Consider the following 17186-nt stretch of genomic DNA (forward strand, 5'->3'; position numbering starts at 1 on the left):
GGGACAGACTTATTATTGGATAGACTGAGTTTCTAGCCTTCGATAAATAATCTGTCTCTGTGAAATTCGCGGCATGAGTCGACTTGGCAAAGAACCAATTGCCTGAACAAATCATCGGCAGGATGGCTATGAAATCGCTTTTGTTATTTGTTTACTTGGTTTGTCCAGTCTTTGTTTTTGCAAGTGAAAATATTTGTGGCGGTGTTGCATCAACTTTGGAATTTAATTTATGTGTTAAACAGGAAAAGAATTCTGCTGATTCGAAGCTGAATGTAAGCTACAAACGGCTTATAGCTAGGGTGAACGCTCAATATCAAAGAGATGCTGAGCTGGGAGCGAAATTTTTGGTTAAGTTGAAAGCTTCGCAATTGGCTTGGTTGAAGATGCGGGACACTAATTGCGCTATAGAAGCTTTTGAGTATGATGAGGCGATGCCAGCTTATGAGGTGACAGTGAACATCTGCGTCGCCAAAATGAGTCTCGATCGATCTAATTATTTAGATGGTACCTTTCCAGATAACTACAACACCCCTTAGAAAAAGTGATTCGGAAATTAAAAGGCGCAGAATTATTTGTGGGTCAGGCTGATCATTTGTATATTGAGAAATAAATATATTTCCTTTTTAGTGAGAATTTACAAATAATTCGGGGTAATACATGGTAGGTACGAAGTCAATCGCGTTAGGGGCCTTTCTAGTTTTATTCGCTGGACAGGTTTTGGCCGATGCTCGAAATCTTAATTGCGATCCAGACTCAAACGTTTGTACTGTTACCTCGGTTGATAATTATTGTGGCTTGGGAGAAACGGCTAAGACCAGATGGGATATGCGTTCTGATAAGTATGTGCTCAGTTGCGAATGTAACTGTACATCGCAAGAAAATACCTTTTGGCTTATCAACCAGTCTGACGACTCGTCTGTTGTCCTGGTTGATGCGAGTCAAATATTAACTCCTGCAGAGTTTGAAAAAAACAAGGCAGGAGTGTCAGATATCTTTGGCTTGGTACCTTATTGTTCAATATCGTCAGAGTCTCAAGGGGAGCTGGTTAGATTGCGCAAAATACCAAGTGCCCCTCAACCTTATTGTTACGTGGTTGATGATTCAGGGATGCCGAATTCGTGCGACACCGCTGACTGTAAAACAAAAAAAGAACTCGTTCAGCGACTTGAGTTAAGTATCAAAACTGAAGCGTTAATCGAGTTTAAGAACGCTACGGCTCGACTTTATCTTGATGAAAAGCATTTTCGCGGCTTCCCCAAGCGCTCATTTGTTGAGCGTTATATAAAGCTCAATGGTTATTCTAAGTCTGATCAGCAGCTTTACAATGATATTGCTTACTACTGGCAGCAAGCTGGGTTTAACGAGGATTCTATTTGGTTACTTGAAAAAGTGATCTCTAATAGTCCTGAGCGTGCAGTTGCGTATCTCAATCTGGCTGACGCCTATTGGGGCCGAGATGAAAAGCGGATTGCGTTGGGACATTACAAGAAATACTCGGAATTAATGGAGTTGTCGGGCAAGAAGCAAAAAATCCCGAAGCGCGTTAAGGAACGAAGCGAGGAGTTGGAGAGTGTGTCCGCTAACGCCGCGCCTTCCGCTCTGAAAGTATCACCCTCATTGCCCGCTGCCATGGTCGCCGCCATCGAATTGGAAAATCATATGTCGGCGCAGGAGCTTCGCCTGATACCAAACGGTTCGGTGAGTTGGAAGGGGAGTGTTGTCGGGGCGGTGGCGTATGAAGACTCGAAAGGTAGTTGTTCGATTTATACCTATCAGGGCGGTGTTCTGGGCGAGGTGTTTTCGAACGTGCCCTGCAAGTTTAAAGGCCCGCCGAAGCTGAAATCCGACAGGAAAGCTGCGCTGCCGGATGTTGTGTACGAGTTGGAGGTTTTCCTGCCCAACCGTGGCGCGATGGTGAACCACATCGTGGCGCTGTATTTCGATGCTGAGAAAAACGCTTTTTGCTCAAGCAGCGAGCTAGCTGATTGGTATCTGTCGAAGGGGAAAAACATGATGCCTGATCTTCAGGATGGTACGTGTGAGGTTGGGGCTGGCTGATCGTATTACGCCGCAGCAAGAAGGGGACATTAAGTCCCCTTCGTACTTTTACTACGCGGCGGCCCGATGTCCCTCAGGATCTGGCGAATCAATTTGATCCAGCGCTCGCTCCACCAACAAATGCACTCCGTCCGCCAGTCGGCTCAACGCCAAGGCTACCGAGCGGCGTGAGCCTTCCACGTCATCCGCCAGGTCTGCAGCGATGGCGCTGATGGACAGCAGGTCTTCGGACGCGTTGGCCAGGAGGGTTTCGGTGTGGAGTTCGGGGCTGACGTTGAACAGGGCACCTTTGCGGGGCCTGGTTTTGGGTTTCGCGTCGGGTTTCGGGCCGAGGTGGTAGTCGAGGGCGCGTTCGGCGGCTTCGTGGAGTTTTCTGGAATCGTGGGATTCGTAGGGGGATGTGGATAAGTCGTCTGGGGGATTCGGTGTTGGCTTGATCATCGATGTATCTCCTGGAATTTAAGAGACTGACACCGTTTCGCTTTGCACTTCGAAAGAGGTGGCAGTTGTGCGTTGGTGTGCAAGACCGGTCCAGGAACCCGGCAGACCCGAGGGTCTCCGACGCACAACCGCCATAACGATCCGCGAGCATAAGAAAACGCTCGATGAATTGCCATTATCGATTGTGCACCTGGATCGGACTTGCACGTCCGAGTCACCGATTTGGCGGTGACGAACAAAGATTATCGGCATGAACACCGTCCGCCTAGTTCACGAACACCCCTACGTATTGAAGGAAAAATCCGATGGTGTTGCAGTCAATGTCAGCGGATGATCGACCGTTTTTAAACATGACCCCCGAACAGGTTAAACAAAGGCTTTTTGAGTGATCGACATGGATTGTTTTTTGAAACAGCGCGGCTTCGGCGCAGCGCTGAAGGCTGCTTTTGTACTGAGCCTGTTCCTGGGCAGCGTGCATGCATTCGCTAAAAACTCACCTTGCCCGTTCGAAGTCCCGCAAACAGATCTGAAGGTCGCGAGCTGCGCTGAAGAAGGGGGCGTGAACATCCTGAAACTCGTGCCCCGCAACAACCCCGAGTCGACCAATGTCTTCGATAACCTGCCCACCTTCATCGTCTCCGGGAAAAACCTGCAGGACATTTTGGCGGTTGTCGGAATCGACAGTGCGCGGCGTTACAACAAGCTGATCGAAGTGCCTCACGCTGAAGAACTCCAGGAATTTTCGGACGCTGCGCCCACCGCCAAAGCGTTAATGCAGCAGCAAGGCTGGGCGCTGTTGGACATGAAAAACGTTATCTACCCTGGCCCGGATGATGTTGAGGGGTTCTCATTAGTCTGCAACACACTTCAAGCAGAAACAGCCCAGGGTTTTGTCGTGGTTTCGCAGTGCAACACCTTTTATGAAGAGGGTGTCTCGAGCCTGAAAAAACTCCTCGCCGGAATCACCTGCGACCTCCCAAAAAGTGAAGCATCCCCAGCACTCAACACCGATTCAGGCGCTATCGTTTTCAACTACATCAAACTCCCCGAAAACGAATCCCAAGACCCCGACGAAAAAGCCATCGACATCGATTTCGTAAATTGCGCCGACGGTAAAAAGACGAACATCGGCGGCCTGCCATTTCTGGCGGCCACCGGGCGCGTACAAGCGGCTTTCTTCGCTCAGGCCAAACCCGACGCCGAGCCGATGCTGTTCGTCATTCATGCCGTCGGAATCAGAGCCGATACCGGCGTTAATTATTTGGGCGAGTACTATACCGTTCACGCGTATTCCCCTACGGCGAAGGGCTATGTGAGGGATGAGCAACTGTCGAACTACTTCGGCAATGGCGGCGATATCGTGCGCGATTTCGACTCCGAAGAATTGGTCTACACGTTCCCCTATAAAACCGCCGATGCCATCGTCGCCAAACTCAATTCCGCCGCTTATAAACACTGGGCAGCGGGAGACAAAGTAACGCTCACGATCAACAAGAAAACCTCCATCTACAGTTCGCCGGTTTTAGCCGACGTGACGAAGATGTATTTGATCCAGGGTGATTCGGTGTTGCAGGAAGGGGTTGAGGCGGGTTGGGTCAAGATCCTGTTCAAAACCCCCAAGGGCAAATCCATTCGGGGTTGGGTGCAATGCGGTGATGCCGGTGGTTGCTGATCGATATTTCAAGGAACGGGGCGCAGTAAAACAGATGAAAAACTTAATCCTGGTGTTGCTGGCAGGCTGTTTTATTACGATGGCGAACGCTGCCGATTTTCAACGCGTGACCGTACAACCCCAAGGCGAGCAGAAAGTAGTGGGGCCGTGCATTGGCGATCACAGCACGTTGCAGCTGAAAAATGACGTCATCAGCGTCATTGCGCAGAACGGTGAAAGTTACAGCCTGAATGCCGATGGGCAAACCGAAGCGCTTGATGCTTACTTCGGTTCGGACGCTGATTCAGGGCTGTGCGTCATGGCCATCAAGTATGCCGAGAACGAGGTGAATGAAAGTTTTTCGCTGTTCGTCTTTGATCCGCAGCAGAACCGTTTCAAGCCTTCCGCCGTCAAGACCATCACCAACCCGGAATTTACCAATAATCAAATCATCAGCTACTACAAGGACGGACCCACGAATTACACCGATACCTTATGTTTTGAGAGCAAGGATTACTTCCCTTGCGAGAAACGCGAGTGGTTTGCGGAGCGCCTCGGCAAGCAGCAAATGTGTGAGGGTGAAGACGCTTGTGCAGTGCCCGACATCATCAGCGAAGCAACGGGTCAGCCGGTTGACGCAACTATTGCCAGTGCAAAGGTTTACTTGCTGAACAAGAACGATGAAGCGGTTTTTACTCAGCGAAAGGCCTATCTGGTACGCGGCGACAGCGTAACGTTGAATGACTATGTTCGGAGCGACGAGGGTTTGTACTTTCAGGTGACGTTTATCGGCAAGGTCAAGACGGTCGGCTGGGTGCCGGCGAAGTCGCTCAACATTGAGTATTAACAGGCTCGCCACTGCCATTAATAAATAAATCTGTCCCCAATTTCCTTTAGACTTGCCCCCCTCAAGGAAGCCCTCAGGACACGGAATGCCAGTCCCCTCAAATACCCTTCGCCAAGCCCTGGTTGCTTGGCTATCCGCCGCCGCGCTGGTGCATCTGCTGGTCAGTATCGTGCTGACCTGGGTCGGCCCTTCGGGATGGCTCGACGTCTACCTGCAAAACGTCGACTACGCCTTCTGGACGGACCTGCCACCGCGCGCTGCCCGCGAGCAGCAACTGTGGTGGCTCGCCGTGTTCGGCGCCACGCTGCAAAGCTATTCGCTCTACATGCTCGGTCTCGTGCGCATCGGCAATCGCCTGAAAAGTCCCATGGCCTGGGGCTGGTTGATCGCCGGCATTGTGCTGTGGGCGCCGCAAGACATGTGGTTCTCCCTGACGGCGCAGCTGTGGGTGAACCTGTGGATCGACGGCTTCGCGCTACTGACTTTATTGCCGCCGCTGATCTGGCTCTATCGCCACGACCGCCGCACCGCCTCTTCAAACACCCCACCGAGTGACACTGACCATGCCTGATTTTTCTCTTCTGGATTGGGCGGTAGCGCTGCTGATTGCCCAGGCGATTCTGGGTGCACTGGATACGATCTATCACCACGAACTGACCGTCGCGCTGCCGTATCGGCACAGTGCGCGGCTGGAGTTGTCGATCCATGCGCTGCGCTCGTGTTTCTACGGGGTTCTGTTCCTGGGCATGGCGCATCTGGCGTTCCAGGGCACGTGGGCGATTGTGATTGCGCTGCTGTTTGCCCTGGAAATTTGCCTGACGCTGTGGGATTTCGTGGTCGAGGACCGCAGCCGCAAACTGCCGGCCATCGAGCGGATCATGCACACCGTGCTGGCGGTGAATGGCGGGGCGTTTTTTGCGCTGTACGGCGTGCAACTGGCGCAGTGGGCGAGCCTGCCGACAGGGCTGACCGCGATTGATTTCGGCTGGCGTGGTTGGTTGTTGACGTTGTTTGCGATTGGCGTGACGGCTTCGGGGATTCGCGATGGTTTGGCGGCGTTGCGCATGCAGCGCGAAGGCAAACCGTCGAACCCGTTCGCGGGTGGCACTTACAAGCGCGTGCTGGTGACCGGTGGCACCGGGTTTATCGGCGAAGTGCTGGTCAATCAACTGCTCGACGCAGGTCATACGGTCAGTGTGTTGGCGCGCGATCCGTTGAAAGCGGCGTACCTGTTTGATGGTCGCGCCCGGTGCGTGCGTTCGCTGAGCAAACTCGGCTACAACGAGACGTTCGACGTGGTGATCAACCTCGCGGGCGCGCCGGTTGCCGGGCCGCGCTGGAGTGAGAAACGCCAGGCGCAATTGATCGCCAGTCGAGTCAATACCACCGAAGCGCTGATGACCTGGCTGAAGAACGCCAAGCATAAACCAGCGCTGTGGGTGCAGGCCTCGGCCATCGGTTTCTACGGCGTGCGCGATGCCAGCGAAAGCCTGGATGAAGGCGCGAGCAAGGGCGACGGTTTCATGGCCGAGTTATGCGCCCAGTGGGAAGCCGCCGCGCAACCGGCTACCGAGTTCGGCGTGCGTCAGGTAGTGCTGCGTTTGGGTGTGGTGTTCGGCCCGGGCGGCGCGTTGTTGCCGTTGCTGATTCCGTTTCGCCTGGGTTTCGGCGGGCGTATGGGCGATGGGCAGCAGATCATGAGTTGGGTGCATCGCGACGATGTGATTCAAGTGATCGCCCGTGCTTTCGAAGACGACAGTTTGAGCGGCACGTACAACCTGGTGGCGCCGGATGCGGTGAGTCAGGCCGTGTTTGCCAGCCGCGTCGGTAAAGCCCTGAAGCGCCCGGTGTGGTTCCACATTCCCGCCGCGCCCGTACGCGTACTGGCCGGCGAGATGGCGCAGTTGTTTTTCGATGGGCAACGGGTGGTGCCGAGCCGATTGACCGAGGCCGGCTACACCTTCCGTTACCCGACCCTCGACGCTGCCCTGCGCGACCTGACCTGAGGATTGTCCATGAGCAAGCCTGTGATGTACCTGCTGGCCGGCAACGGTAGCGCCGCCGAATGGTGGGATGACGCGCTGCCGCACCTTCAGCGCTACCACGTGGTGCCGCTGGAACTGCCGGGGTTCGGCAACAATCCACGGGCGCCGTGCGAAGACCTTACGGCGTACGCTCAAGCGTTGCTGGCGATGACGGTTGAAGGCAGCGCGATCATGGCGGTCGGGGTCAATGCGCTGCTGGTGTTGCACGCGCTGCAACGTCAGCCGGGGCACTTTTGCCGCAGCGTGTTGCTGGCGCCGGTCGGCGCATTTTTGTGGCAGCGACGGTTGCCGGCGTTGATGTCGCCGCTGCCGATTCGCAAGACCATTCACTGGTTGCTGTCCAACAAACCCGCCGTGTTCGCGCACAAGTTCTCCAACCAGACCTGGACGCCCGCGCAGTACCAGCGCATGGGCGCCGGATACGCACGCTGCCGCGCGTTTGTGCCGCACTGGGACCTGGTGCGCGCCGACACGGCGTTGCCGCTGTTGGAGTGGATCACCGACCCGGTCGAGCTGGTGTGGGGCGATCAGGACAACGTGCTCGGCATCGCGCAAGCTGCCGCGTGGTCGGCGATTCTGGCTCGCGCAGATCTGACGATCTGCCTGAAAACCGGCTGGGGCCATTACCCGTGGATCGACGCGCCGGCCGAGTTCGCCGCGTGGCTGGAATCGGGTGAATGCGGATTCGTCGCGCACACCAAGGGCGGTCGCTTGCGTCTGGCCGAATTGGCCGGGCAAGCGGTGCCGCCGGCGCTGTCGCTCAACGATTGCGATGATCCGCGTTTGCCGGCGTTTCTTGCCAGCCAGCCGGAGGCCACTTGGGCTGTGCGCTCTTCCAGTTACGGCGAGGATCAGGCCGATGCGGCGAATGCCGGGTTGAGCACCACGTTCCTGCGCGAACCGACGTCCAACGTGCCGGCGCGCATTGCCGAATTAAGCACGGCGGGCGTGGAAGAAGTGGTGGTGCAGCGCTTCATCACGCCCAAGGTGTCCGGGATCGGGTTTGTGCGGCATCTGTCGGTGGAACTGGAGTGGGTTGAAGGTCATCTCGAGTCGTTGGCCGACGGTCAGGTCAGCCCCGAGCGCGCGATCATTTCCCGCCTCGGCGATTCGTGGAGCAGTGACACGTTCAAGCCCTCCCATGGCCTGACGGCGGATCTGTTGTGGCGCTTTCTGCAAGGCGTGTTGCGGGTCTTTCACTATGTGCCCGGCGACGTCGAATGGGCTTGGGATGGCCAGCAACTCTGGTTGCTGCAATACCGGCCGATCAGCGATTACGGCTGGCGTCGGCACCTGACCGCCGCCAACATCGCCGAGATTCTGCCGCCACAACCGAGTGTTTTTGTGGAGTACGCGCAGCGACGTGCGGCGGCGAGTATTCCGGCGATCATGGCGCGTTGGGATTCGCGGGTGCTGCAGGATAACGAGCCGTTTACCGCGGTGTTTGGCGGCGCTTCGTACATCAATAACGACCTGTTTCTCGCGCGGCTGGCCGACTGGGGCATTTCCGCCAGCAGCTATGCCGGTGAAGTCGGCGGCGCGACACCGCACTTGCCGTGGCGACCGCTGCGAATGCTGCGTTCGTTGCCGTTGTTCCTGCGCATGCAGCGCATCGCGCGCGGGCATTTGCTGAAGTTGGAACAGCGCTTGCGCCGCTTCGACGACGAACTGTCCGGACTGATCGCCCAAGGCGCTGACGGCCAACAACTGGCCGACTGGTTCACCCGGTTCTATGTGTTCGTGGTTCAAGGCAACCTATGCATCGCCACCTCGCTGGCCAGCAGCGGCGGCGATCTGCTGGGCCGGCCGCCGACAGCGTATGACGACCTTGAAAACAGCCCGCATCGACTGCCCTGGGAAACTGATCCCGCCACGCCACGCCCGGCGCCGACCGATCTGCCGTTGCAAGCCTTCCCGCAATGGTCGGGGCTTATTCGTGTAGCCCATTCGACCGGACTGCCGGGGCTGCGCGGTTACTACCTGCAAGTGCGCGAGTGGTATCGCGACAACCTGATGCGGGTGTTCTTCCGCCTGCATCACGCCATGCCGATGGCGGATCGAATGCATTGGTTCGCGCCGCATCCAGACATTCGCAGCCGCGACGGCAGCTTCTGGCAGGACGGGCGCGAAGGCGCCGAACAGGCGACGGGTTTCATGATTTATCCGGGGCAGGTACAAGGCATTCTCGGCGACGACATTTTGCTCGAAGACACCCTGGACCCCGGCCGCCACGCGCACTACCAGGCGGCGCGAGCGGTGATTGCGCGCATGGGCGGGCGCTTGTCCCACGGCTCGACCTTGTTGCGTGAACTGCGCAAACCTTCGGCGGTGTTGCCTCAAGTCGACGTGGCGTGGCTGGGGTGTGAGGTGTTGTATCGCGATGGTGAGCTGACGTTGGTGAAGTGATTTTTTGATGAAAAGGTATTCTCTAGTGGCGGGTTTGAAGCGTGGGTGCCTGGTGTGGTTGGCGCTGGTGATGTCGTCGGCGGCGTTCGCGGCGGAGTCGGGTGCGGTGCAATGCCCCAGCGCCAATTTTGCGGAGTTCGTCACCGCGTTTACGGCGAATGTGGACACGCAGCCAGCCTTTGTCGCTTCGCCGGTAATAGAGCTGTCGGTGGTCTCCACCGGGTCGAAACCCCGGGTGGTGCAACGGCAGGTGCCGACGCTGGCGCCGCGATCGTTGACCGAGCTGTCGGCGGATTACATCGCGAAATCCGGGCTGAGTTTGCAGGTTCAGTTGCCCAACTATGTGTTCGTCCGCGACCGCAAAGGCGAAGTGCTGAAGGTCTTCACGTTCAAGTTCGGCGACTGCTGGAAATTGGTGCGGGTCGAAGACTGGTCGCTGGAAAAGGTGCTGTCCGAGCAACAAGGGGAACTGCGCGCTGCGCCGGGTGCCCGCGCCCTCAAGCGAGGGGCGCTGTATGACAAGCTGACGAACGAGTCGGGGTATCCGGCCGATGTGCAATTGTATGTTTCGTCCCTGGACAGTTACCTGGACGGTGCCGCCCAAGGTAACGACCAGGCTGCTTATGCGGCCGCGTCGGTCAGCCTCTCGGGACAGGCGCCGCGCCTGGACAACAGCAAAATTCTCGAGCTTTATACGCAAGGTTCCCGAACGCTCGCCCAGGCCAGCCATGCGCTGTCCGGGTTTTATTGCGACGAAGGCGAGTACGGCGACCCGCGCCCTTGCGCCGACCCGGCCAAATCCCTGGCGGCGCTGAAAAGGTCTGCCGCGCAAGGTGCGCCCTATGCGCTCAACGACCTTGGCAGTGCCTTTCAGCGTGGCACCCTGGGCATTCAGGATTCGCAACGGGCACTGGCCTGTTACTTGGCGGCGGCCAACATGGGGCAGGAAGATTCACGCACCCACGCAGAGCAGTTGAGCGCTCAAGGCATACAGGTTGACCCGGCCAAGCCCTGCCTGATGCCGGAACCGGTCGAGCAAGCCCAGGCGTTGGCTTGCCCTTCGCAGGATTTCTCAGTGTTTTTAGCCGACTTCATGGAAAGCACGGCCAGTCAAAAAGCCTTCACCCGTGTCCCGATGAAGAAGCTGATTACGGTGGATGCAGAGCCCGAGCCGCAGCAGGTCAGCACGTTGCTGGATCGCAGTGAACTGGTATTTCCGCTGATCCTCGAGGCGAAGGCGCGCGAGATGCAAGGGCTGACGCTAGAGATCGTGGACAAGAGCGACACGTCGGCGACGGTGAAACTGCAAAAGCCGGATACGGGTTATCAGGTGATTTACCGGTTCAGTTTTGAGGGGTGTTGGGGACTGGATGAAGTGCAGGATTTTTCGATTTGAAGGCGGGTTATTTCAAGGGATTTGAAGTGAAAAGATGCCTGCTGTTGGTGATTGGCGTGCTGCCGTTGACGGCTCAGTGCGAGGTGATGTCGGAAATCTATTGTTTTGGGACAGGTGAGTCGAGCCCGGTGAATTTCGAGCTGCGAACCTATTACGACGAAACGAACAAATGGCACGGAGGGTTTGTTAAGTACGCTTCCTCCGGTGTGGCGATTCCTCTGGTTTTAACCGACAGCGAATCTGAAGAAGTGAGCCCGGACAGGCCATGGCGGTAAGGAATACGGATTTTTTTATGCACCCACTGAAGTCTCTTTGGAGAAAGGTTGCCAATGGGAGTAATCGGATTGCTCAGGAGTTACAACATGAAAGGACTGTCGATTTTATTGGGCTGCATCCTGGCCGGTGCAACCTCTTTATCCTTCGCCGCCGAGCCATCCTTCAAAGTTTTCAAGGTCACCGAAGTGTTTGCCGGCCCAAACCACGCCCCGGTGCCGTACGAAAACAGCAACCAACGGATGGATAAAGATCGCGCACAAGCCCTCGCCGGCAAGGTCAATTTCGCCGGGCACTACGTTCTGCACCGGATGGGCTGTGGCGGCAGCACGATGTGTGTCGAGATGCTGGATGCGCAGACGGGCGAAATCGCCACGGGTCTGCCGAATGCCTACGACGGCAACGCGCTGGCGCTGTCCTACCGGCCCGACAGCAACTTGATCATCGTCTACGGCATCACCGTCGACACCGAAGAAGACCTGAAGGGTAAACAGCTGAAAAATCGCTACCGAACGCGCTATTACGAGTTTGTGAACAACGAATTCCGGCTGTTGAAAATCACCGACGCCTAAGCGATTCGGCAACGACTGGACAGGTTCGAAGAACGGACAAGGATGAAAGGGATGCAGCGCTTAATCAGGTTTTTCGCGGGTAGTGTTTCAGCGCTGTTCACACTGGCAGTTTTTGCCGCCCCATCGGATGCCTACATCCAACGCGATGTCATGCAATGCGGTGGCGTCGAAGTGGCAGTGGTTTCGTCTTGTCGGTCGGTGACGGTGCAGAACGATCAAGAACACCTGCTCCCGGTGTGCTCCGACCAGACCATTAACATCAACGGCAAAGTGCTCCGACGCCAAATCGGCCGGGTATCCCAATTGACCACCGCCGGCGCAACCACGCCGATGTTGGCCAATGTGGTGGTGGCGATGGATTGCCTCAAAGGAACCAAGGGCAGCCTGGTCGCCATTGGTGGCTACGGCGGTTGTAACGCTTGCCCGGAATGGCACGGTTATTACTCAACGGCGGGCAAGTTGGAAATGTATGCCTACAGCAATGCTTACCGGTCGTTTGGCTCCAAAGGCTCATCTGAAGCGTTGATCAAAGCCTACGGCGTGACCGCGAAAGACCTTCGCGAGGAAAGCCCGGCGGTAAAAAGGATTACTTATGGGCAGCCTTGATCGGGCGGGACGCAAGGGTGCGGGATTGGTCAAAACAAGGGAGTTGTCATTGAAAAAGTTATTGACGCTGATGTTGCTGGCCTTCCCCGCATTCGCTCACAGCGAAGTGGGAACGGAAATTGACTGTTTTAAATCCCTGGAAGGCAAAAACATAAAACTGGAGTTCAGGATCTACCGTGATGAGGCCGCCAAGTGGAGCGGGGCGGGGGCCAAGTATGGGACGTCTAAAGAGTCGATCCCGCTGGTGTTCAAACGTACCGAGCAAGAAGAAATGGCCGAGGGCCGGCCTCTTCAGTTCACCACTACATGGGTCGAAGTCGTGGGCGGCGCCGTCACGGGTGAATACGTCATGGTTCGCCAAGGTGCGCTGATTTACGGCATGTCCTACACCAATGCCAAAACCAAGAAACGGTTTGAGTTTGATCATCACCCGTTGATTGAGACTTCTGCTGAGAAGGGGTGTCAGTGGTGAAGCTGTTTACCTTGAAGATTTCAATGTTCTTGATGGTGTTATTGAGCTTTGGCGCGGGTGCTGCTGAGTCGGTTTTCTCGCACGCAACCCGCTGTGAGCCTTATGGCAAGGCGCCCGGCAGTTGTTCATTGGCCCTGGACGCTGACGGCTACATCTTAGATGCCAGCTCAGGAAAGCGACTGTTCGACGACGCGGAATATACCGGCGCGATGTTTACCAACTCGCTGTATCGATTCGGCAGGCAGTACATTCTGGACAGTGAGAATTACTCTTCCGCTAAATCTCGCCGTTGGGTGGTCTTCAGTTATGACGGCAAAGAAGTCGTCCTGAACCATCTCTATATTTTTTCCCAGGATATCTCGATGCAATCGGGCCCTTACTGGCATGGCTATGACTGCCGTGCGGTCAGCGCGAAGTTGGGCGCGCAGGCGGGGCGGGGACTCTTGGATTCGGCCACCGAAGCCCTTTGCAAAGACGTTGAAGCTAGCGTGGTAACGGTTGCGGATCAAACTCCGGCCTCTTCGAAGGCCGGTTCGCTGGCGGTCAGTGTGCCGGTGTACAGCGACGGACAACGCAATGGCGCGGCAACTTATGTGTTCGAGGGGACGGACGAGCCTGAGCTTTTGAAGTTGGCGTGTGATTCCGGCTGCGCGCTGCCCTTGAAAGAAACGGCTTCGCAAAGTACGGGCAAGGTCACGCAACCCAGTTCCAACTCGCCAACAGTGATCAAACAGCAACAGGCCAGTTTATTGGGTGACGCATCCCGTCAAAACGTATCTGTGCTGTCCGGTGATGTCGGGGCAGACTTCCGCCGCCTGCAGATCACACCTGAACACGGCGCCGGCAACGACATCCTGCTGGATACCACCAAAGCATTGCCGTTGATCAAGAGCCAATACTCCTCGGCCATGAGTGACATCTTCAGCGTCCACATCATCAACAACCCGGCTGGCGTGCTGAAGGTCATCGATCTGCAAGGTGACACCGTGTCGGTCAAGCAGTCCTCTGCCGAAGCCGGGAACGCCCTTGTACTGGTCAGCAGCGAAGAAGATAACGCCGTTTATAACTTCAACCTGGTGTTTCGCTACAACAAAAACTCCAGGCAGTTCGAGCTGAAAAACGTATTGCAGGTGGTCAACAACGAGTCCTGTGATCACTCGCTTGTCAGTGTTGAAGAAGTCCCCAAAAGCCTGATCGGAGAAATGTCTTTGGCATCTTTCGATGGCCGCAAGCTGTTTGAGCAGTTGTCTGAGTTGCGCATTCAAGCGGGCGGCGATTACAAAAAATTGATGATGACGGACGTCGCGGAACAGCTCGACAAGGCGTTGGCGCTGTATCGAAAAGGGCAGACCGGAGCGGTCTTGGAGGTGATGGGAAGCTTCCTGATGTACGACAACGCAGGTCAATGCGATCCGGACAACTACATCGCGCAAAAGTATGACTTTCCTCAGTTACCCGGCTGGTCTAACGACGTGGGGTTTCTATTGGGTGAAACAGGTTATTACCAAGAGTCCATCGAGTTGCTGGACGCCGTGATTGCCCGAAATCCCACGCGTACCGTGGCTTATCTGAACCTCGCGGACAGTTACTGGGGCCTGAAGAATAAAGCGCTGGCGGCGCAGGCTTACAAGAAATACGCCGCGTTGATGACCGACGCGGGCAAGGCGTTAAAGATTCCTGCGCGGGTGGCTGAGCGTAGCAGTGGAGTGGTGGAATGAACGGATGCAAGAAGGCGTTTGTGAATTTCGCAGGCGTGGTCCTGGCGGCGTCCATGTTCTCGGCTTTCGCCCAGCCGAACTGCAATGTCGACAGTTTTGAGACGCCGGATTGGTTGATCTGCAGTCAAGAAATCTTCGATTCACTCGACGCGGCATTGAACGATCAATACAAAAAAGCGCAGGCCAGCTTGGCCCCGGACAACAGGAAGTTGTTGGTTGATGTGCAGCGCAGTTGGGTGAAGTTCAAGGAGGAATACTGCGAAACGCTTTATCAAAAGGCTGAGGCGGGTGAGACGGCGGCACTCAAAAAGTGGTCCTGTTTGCTGCACACCACCAATGGCCGGTTGAACGAATTGATCTATTTGCAGACAGGAATGACCAACGATGGTTTCTACAACGCAACTCTGGCGATGGTGGGTAAGGACAAGGCCATGACGAAGGAGGCAGCGGCGGAACGTCTGGCAGGCGAGGTGCTGGTTGATCCGATTTGGCAGCACTACGTGGCAGGCCATTGTGAGATGGCTTACGGTCTGTTCCGAGAAGACCTGGATCTATGCGGGCAGCGGATGCGTTTTCAATTGCCGATCAATCGTTGATCGTGGACCGTGGAGGCGTTCATATCTTCAATTGAAAAGCGTGACTTGGCAGTCATTGACAGCAAAAACCGCATCATCTTCTGCAAACACAAGGCAATAGTGTCGATATCGTCTGAAGCCGCTACACTGCGCCGGCCGTTCATTTTTATTTGAGGCTGTGCGCATGAAATTTCGTTTTCTTCTGTGGATGCTGGGTTTGTTGATGGGTAAGGCCAGTCGGACTAATCCTGCGTTTCAACAGCAGTTGGGCGACAAGGAACTGGTGTTTCAGCTACAGACCCTGGACGGGAAAGTGGCGCGGCATTTCCGGGTGAAGGATCAGCGCATCACCAGCAAGTCCGGCATGTATGCCGAGCCGGCGTTTGCGATTGCCTTTAAAGACGCGGCGTATGGCTTTGCCACGATGCAGGCGAAGAACAAGCAGTTGGCGTTTATGACGGGGATTCAGGACAAGTCGATTCAGATCAAGGGCAACCCGGCGCTGGTGATCTGGTTCCAGGGGTTGACCAAGTATTTGAAGCCGAAAAAGAAGGTGGTAGCCAATCGTTAAGTAGCAAAGCGACGGCTCAAAAAGCCAGTGATATGGCTTTAAAAGACGGCTGATCTGTTATTTCTGACAGGCGTTTTTATGTATGTCTCCGTGCTTCACTGGGGTCGATGTCCCTTGCCGGACCTACCCACGATGGAGCGCGGTTATGAATCAGTCAAAAGTTAAAGCAGCAGGAACCCTCGACCCTGCTTTTGGACATGATGGTGTAGTTTCGACGCCATTTCATGATGTTGTTGGCAGCATCCCAGGCGCAATCCTTCCTCTCCCCGGGAACCAGTTGCTCGTCGCTTTGGGTACAACGATCAATCAGGAATCGCCGGCGAAAGTGGCTCGGCTGCATGAAGACGGTTCACTCGATACGTCGTTTGGCCGTCACGGTATTGTCGAAATCCCTTTCGCTGACGGTACCTGGTTTTCGCCGAGTAATTTGCGTCCACAGGCCAATGGCGGATGGCTGATCACCGGTATGGCGGAGCATCCGGTTCGCGGGGAGGAGCTCGCTGTGGTACGGCAGCTTCAGGATGGTCGTCTGGACACCTCCTTCGGTGAGAAAAAAGATGGCAAGGTCCTGATCAATATCTATGAGCTTCTGGGGCCGAAAGCAGGGGCGGGCGCCAAGCTTATGGCCCAGCGTCAGGCCGGCAATTACGCTGTAAAAGTCTCCGAAGGAGCGCAGGACGCCGGTGTTTCTGTGGTCAGCCAGGTGGATGGCAAAATTCTCTTGGTCAGTACTGTGATGTTTGCCTTCAACTATTCCAGAGGGATTGTGCTGCGATTGAATCAGGACGGCTCTCTGGATGAAACTTTTGCCGGGAAAGGCTTCTTGCTGGTCGAAGAGAAAAAAATCAGCCATTACTGGAATTACGCTTCCGGCGTGGCGGTTCAGGAGGACGGTAAAGTACTGGTGTGTGGGGATTTTGCTAGGGAAAGCGAAGGTGAATGGCCCGACGCCTATGTGATTCGATATGACCAGAATGGCAACGTTGATAAAGACTATGGCGACAACAAAGACGGGGTTGTGACGATTGTCGATAAGGATCAGTGGCTTGATCTTGGCTCAATGACCTTGCGCCCGGACGGCGGAATTATCGCGACAGGTTCGGCAGAGGCGGACCGCAAGCGTAAAGGACTGATTGTTGTTTTGAATCCCAGTGGCAGCTTCAACATCGTCTTCAATAACGGACGTCCTCTGATCTCCGAGTTTCCGGAGCATGGGGCGTCGTGGCGACGGAGTGCTTTCCAGAAGGATCAGCAAGGGAACGTGATCGCCATTATTGTGGCAGGACAAGCAGGTAGCGGTTCTCTGGGGGATAAGAGCGCATTGATCGCAGCGCGCTACCGGCTTGACGGCACATTGGATCCTGCATTTGGAGAGGGTGGCTGGGTTGAGTTCAACGATGAGAGAGCGATCGATATCTTCCGGGGAAGTGTGGTGATGCCAGACAACAAGATTGTGGTGTGCGGTTATGTTGCCTTTGGTCCGCAGCCGTTGCCGGGGAATATCCTGCGTTATCTGGGGTAGGGCATTAGATCGAGTTGGATTCTTCGCGGGCAA

The 17186-nt window shown here is 55.7% G+C and carries 17 protein-coding genes; 16 read left to right on the top strand and 1 reads right to left on the bottom strand.

Annotation, left to right across the window (positions count from 1 at the left end; all coding sequences use genetic code 11):
• Nucleotides 1-83 precede the first annotated feature (83 nt).
• Nucleotides 84-536, top strand: a complete 453-nt coding sequence (locus tag HKK52_RS21340; protein WP_169372471.1) for a lysozyme inhibitor LprI family protein — start codon at nucleotides 84-86, stop codon at nucleotides 534-536.
• A gap of 289 nt (nucleotides 537-825) precedes the next feature.
• On the top strand, nucleotides 826-2058 hold the full coding sequence (locus HKK52_RS21345) for a tetratricopeptide repeat protein (RefSeq protein ID WP_169372472.1): 1233 nt from the start codon (nucleotides 826-828) through the stop codon (nucleotides 2056-2058).
• Nucleotides 2059-2109: 51 nt separating this feature from the next.
• Here HKK52_RS21345 and HKK52_RS21350 read toward each other — a convergent pair whose 3' ends face one another.
• Complete coding sequence (locus HKK52_RS21350) at nucleotides 2110-2499, bottom strand: DUF6124 family protein (protein ID WP_169372473.1); 390 nt, start codon at nucleotides 2497-2499, stop codon at nucleotides 2110-2112.
• Between the two features lie 394 nt (nucleotides 2500-2893).
• On the opposite strand from HKK52_RS21350, the gene HKK52_RS21355 reads away from it, so the two are divergent.
• The 14 genes from HKK52_RS21355 to HKK52_RS21420 all read left to right on the top strand — a co-directional run bounded on the left by HKK52_RS21355 (nucleotide 2894) and on the right by HKK52_RS21420 (nucleotide 17153).
• Nucleotides 2894-4171, top strand: a complete 1278-nt coding sequence (locus tag HKK52_RS21355; protein ID WP_169374273.1) for a hypothetical protein — start codon at nucleotides 2894-2896, stop codon at nucleotides 4169-4171.
• Nucleotides 4155-4997, top strand: a complete 843-nt coding sequence (locus HKK52_RS21360) for a hypothetical protein (protein ID WP_169372474.1) — start codon at nucleotides 4155-4157, stop codon at nucleotides 4995-4997. The genes HKK52_RS21355 and HKK52_RS21360 overlap by 17 nt, the downstream gene beginning before the upstream one ends.
• An 85-nt stretch (nucleotides 4998-5082) precedes the next feature.
• Complete coding sequence (locus tag HKK52_RS21365; protein ID WP_169372475.1) at nucleotides 5083-5568, top strand: cell division protein; 486 nt, start codon at nucleotides 5083-5085, stop codon at nucleotides 5566-5568.
• Complete coding sequence (locus HKK52_RS21370) at nucleotides 5561-7003, top strand: TIGR01777 family oxidoreductase (protein WP_169372476.1); 1443 nt, start codon at nucleotides 5561-5563, stop codon at nucleotides 7001-7003. Before HKK52_RS21365 ends, HKK52_RS21370 begins: the two co-directional genes overlap by 8 nt.
• Nucleotides 7004-7012: 9 nt before the next feature.
• Entirely contained in the window at nucleotides 7013-9448 is a 2436-nt protein-coding gene (locus HKK52_RS21375; protein WP_169372477.1) for an alpha/beta fold hydrolase, read from the top strand.
• Nucleotides 9449-9455: 7 nt separating this feature from the next.
• Nucleotides 9456-10844, top strand: a complete 1389-nt coding sequence (locus HKK52_RS21380) for a tetratricopeptide repeat protein (protein WP_169372478.1) — start codon at nucleotides 9456-9458, stop codon at nucleotides 10842-10844.
• Nucleotides 10841-11119: a hypothetical protein gene (locus HKK52_RS21385; RefSeq protein WP_169372479.1), complete on the top strand. Its 279-nt coding sequence runs from the start codon at nucleotides 10841-10843 to the stop codon at nucleotides 11117-11119. The genes HKK52_RS21380 and HKK52_RS21385 overlap by 4 nt, the downstream gene beginning before the upstream one ends.
• 87 nt (nucleotides 11120-11206) lie before the next feature.
• The gene (locus tag HKK52_RS21390; protein ID WP_169372480.1) at nucleotides 11207-11689 is read left to right on the top strand and encodes a hypothetical protein; all 483 of its coding nucleotides are present in this window, start codon (nucleotides 11207-11209) and stop codon (nucleotides 11687-11689) included.
• A gap of 51 nt (nucleotides 11690-11740) precedes the next feature.
• The gene (locus HKK52_RS21395) at nucleotides 11741-12295 is read left to right on the top strand and encodes a hypothetical protein (RefSeq protein WP_169372481.1); all 555 of its coding nucleotides are present in this window, start codon (nucleotides 11741-11743) and stop codon (nucleotides 12293-12295) included.
• On the top strand, nucleotides 12282-12767 hold the full coding sequence (locus tag HKK52_RS21400) for a hypothetical protein (protein WP_311201393.1): 486 nt from the start codon (nucleotides 12282-12284) through the stop codon (nucleotides 12765-12767). The genes HKK52_RS21395 and HKK52_RS21400 overlap by 14 nt, the downstream gene beginning before the upstream one ends.
• Nucleotides 12764-14485 carry a tetratricopeptide repeat protein gene (locus HKK52_RS32675; RefSeq protein ID WP_237150589.1) on the top strand — a complete coding sequence of 574 codons (1722 nt, stop codon included), beginning with the start codon at nucleotides 12764-12766 and terminating at the stop codon, nucleotides 14483-14485. Before HKK52_RS21400 ends, HKK52_RS32675 begins: the two co-directional genes overlap by 4 nt.
• Complete coding sequence (locus tag HKK52_RS21410; protein WP_169372482.1) at nucleotides 14482-15081, top strand: lysozyme inhibitor LprI family protein; 600 nt, start codon at nucleotides 14482-14484, stop codon at nucleotides 15079-15081. Before HKK52_RS32675 ends, HKK52_RS21410 begins: the two co-directional genes overlap by 4 nt.
• A 163-nt stretch (nucleotides 15082-15244) precedes the next feature.
• A complete protein-coding gene (locus HKK52_RS21415; protein WP_169372483.1) occupies nucleotides 15245-15631 on the top strand; it encodes a helicase in 387 nt (128 codons plus the stop codon).
• Nucleotides 15632-15776: 145 nt separating this feature from the next.
• Complete coding sequence (locus HKK52_RS21420; protein ID WP_169372484.1) at nucleotides 15777-17153, top strand: hypothetical protein; 1377 nt, start codon at nucleotides 15777-15779, stop codon at nucleotides 17151-17153.
• The last annotated feature ends 33 nt before the right edge of the window (nucleotides 17154-17186 follow it).

It is taken from the genome of Pseudomonas sp. ADAK2, assembly GCF_012935755.1.
In the GTDB taxonomy this organism is placed as follows: domain Bacteria; phylum Pseudomonadota; class Gammaproteobacteria; order Pseudomonadales; family Pseudomonadaceae; genus Aquipseudomonas.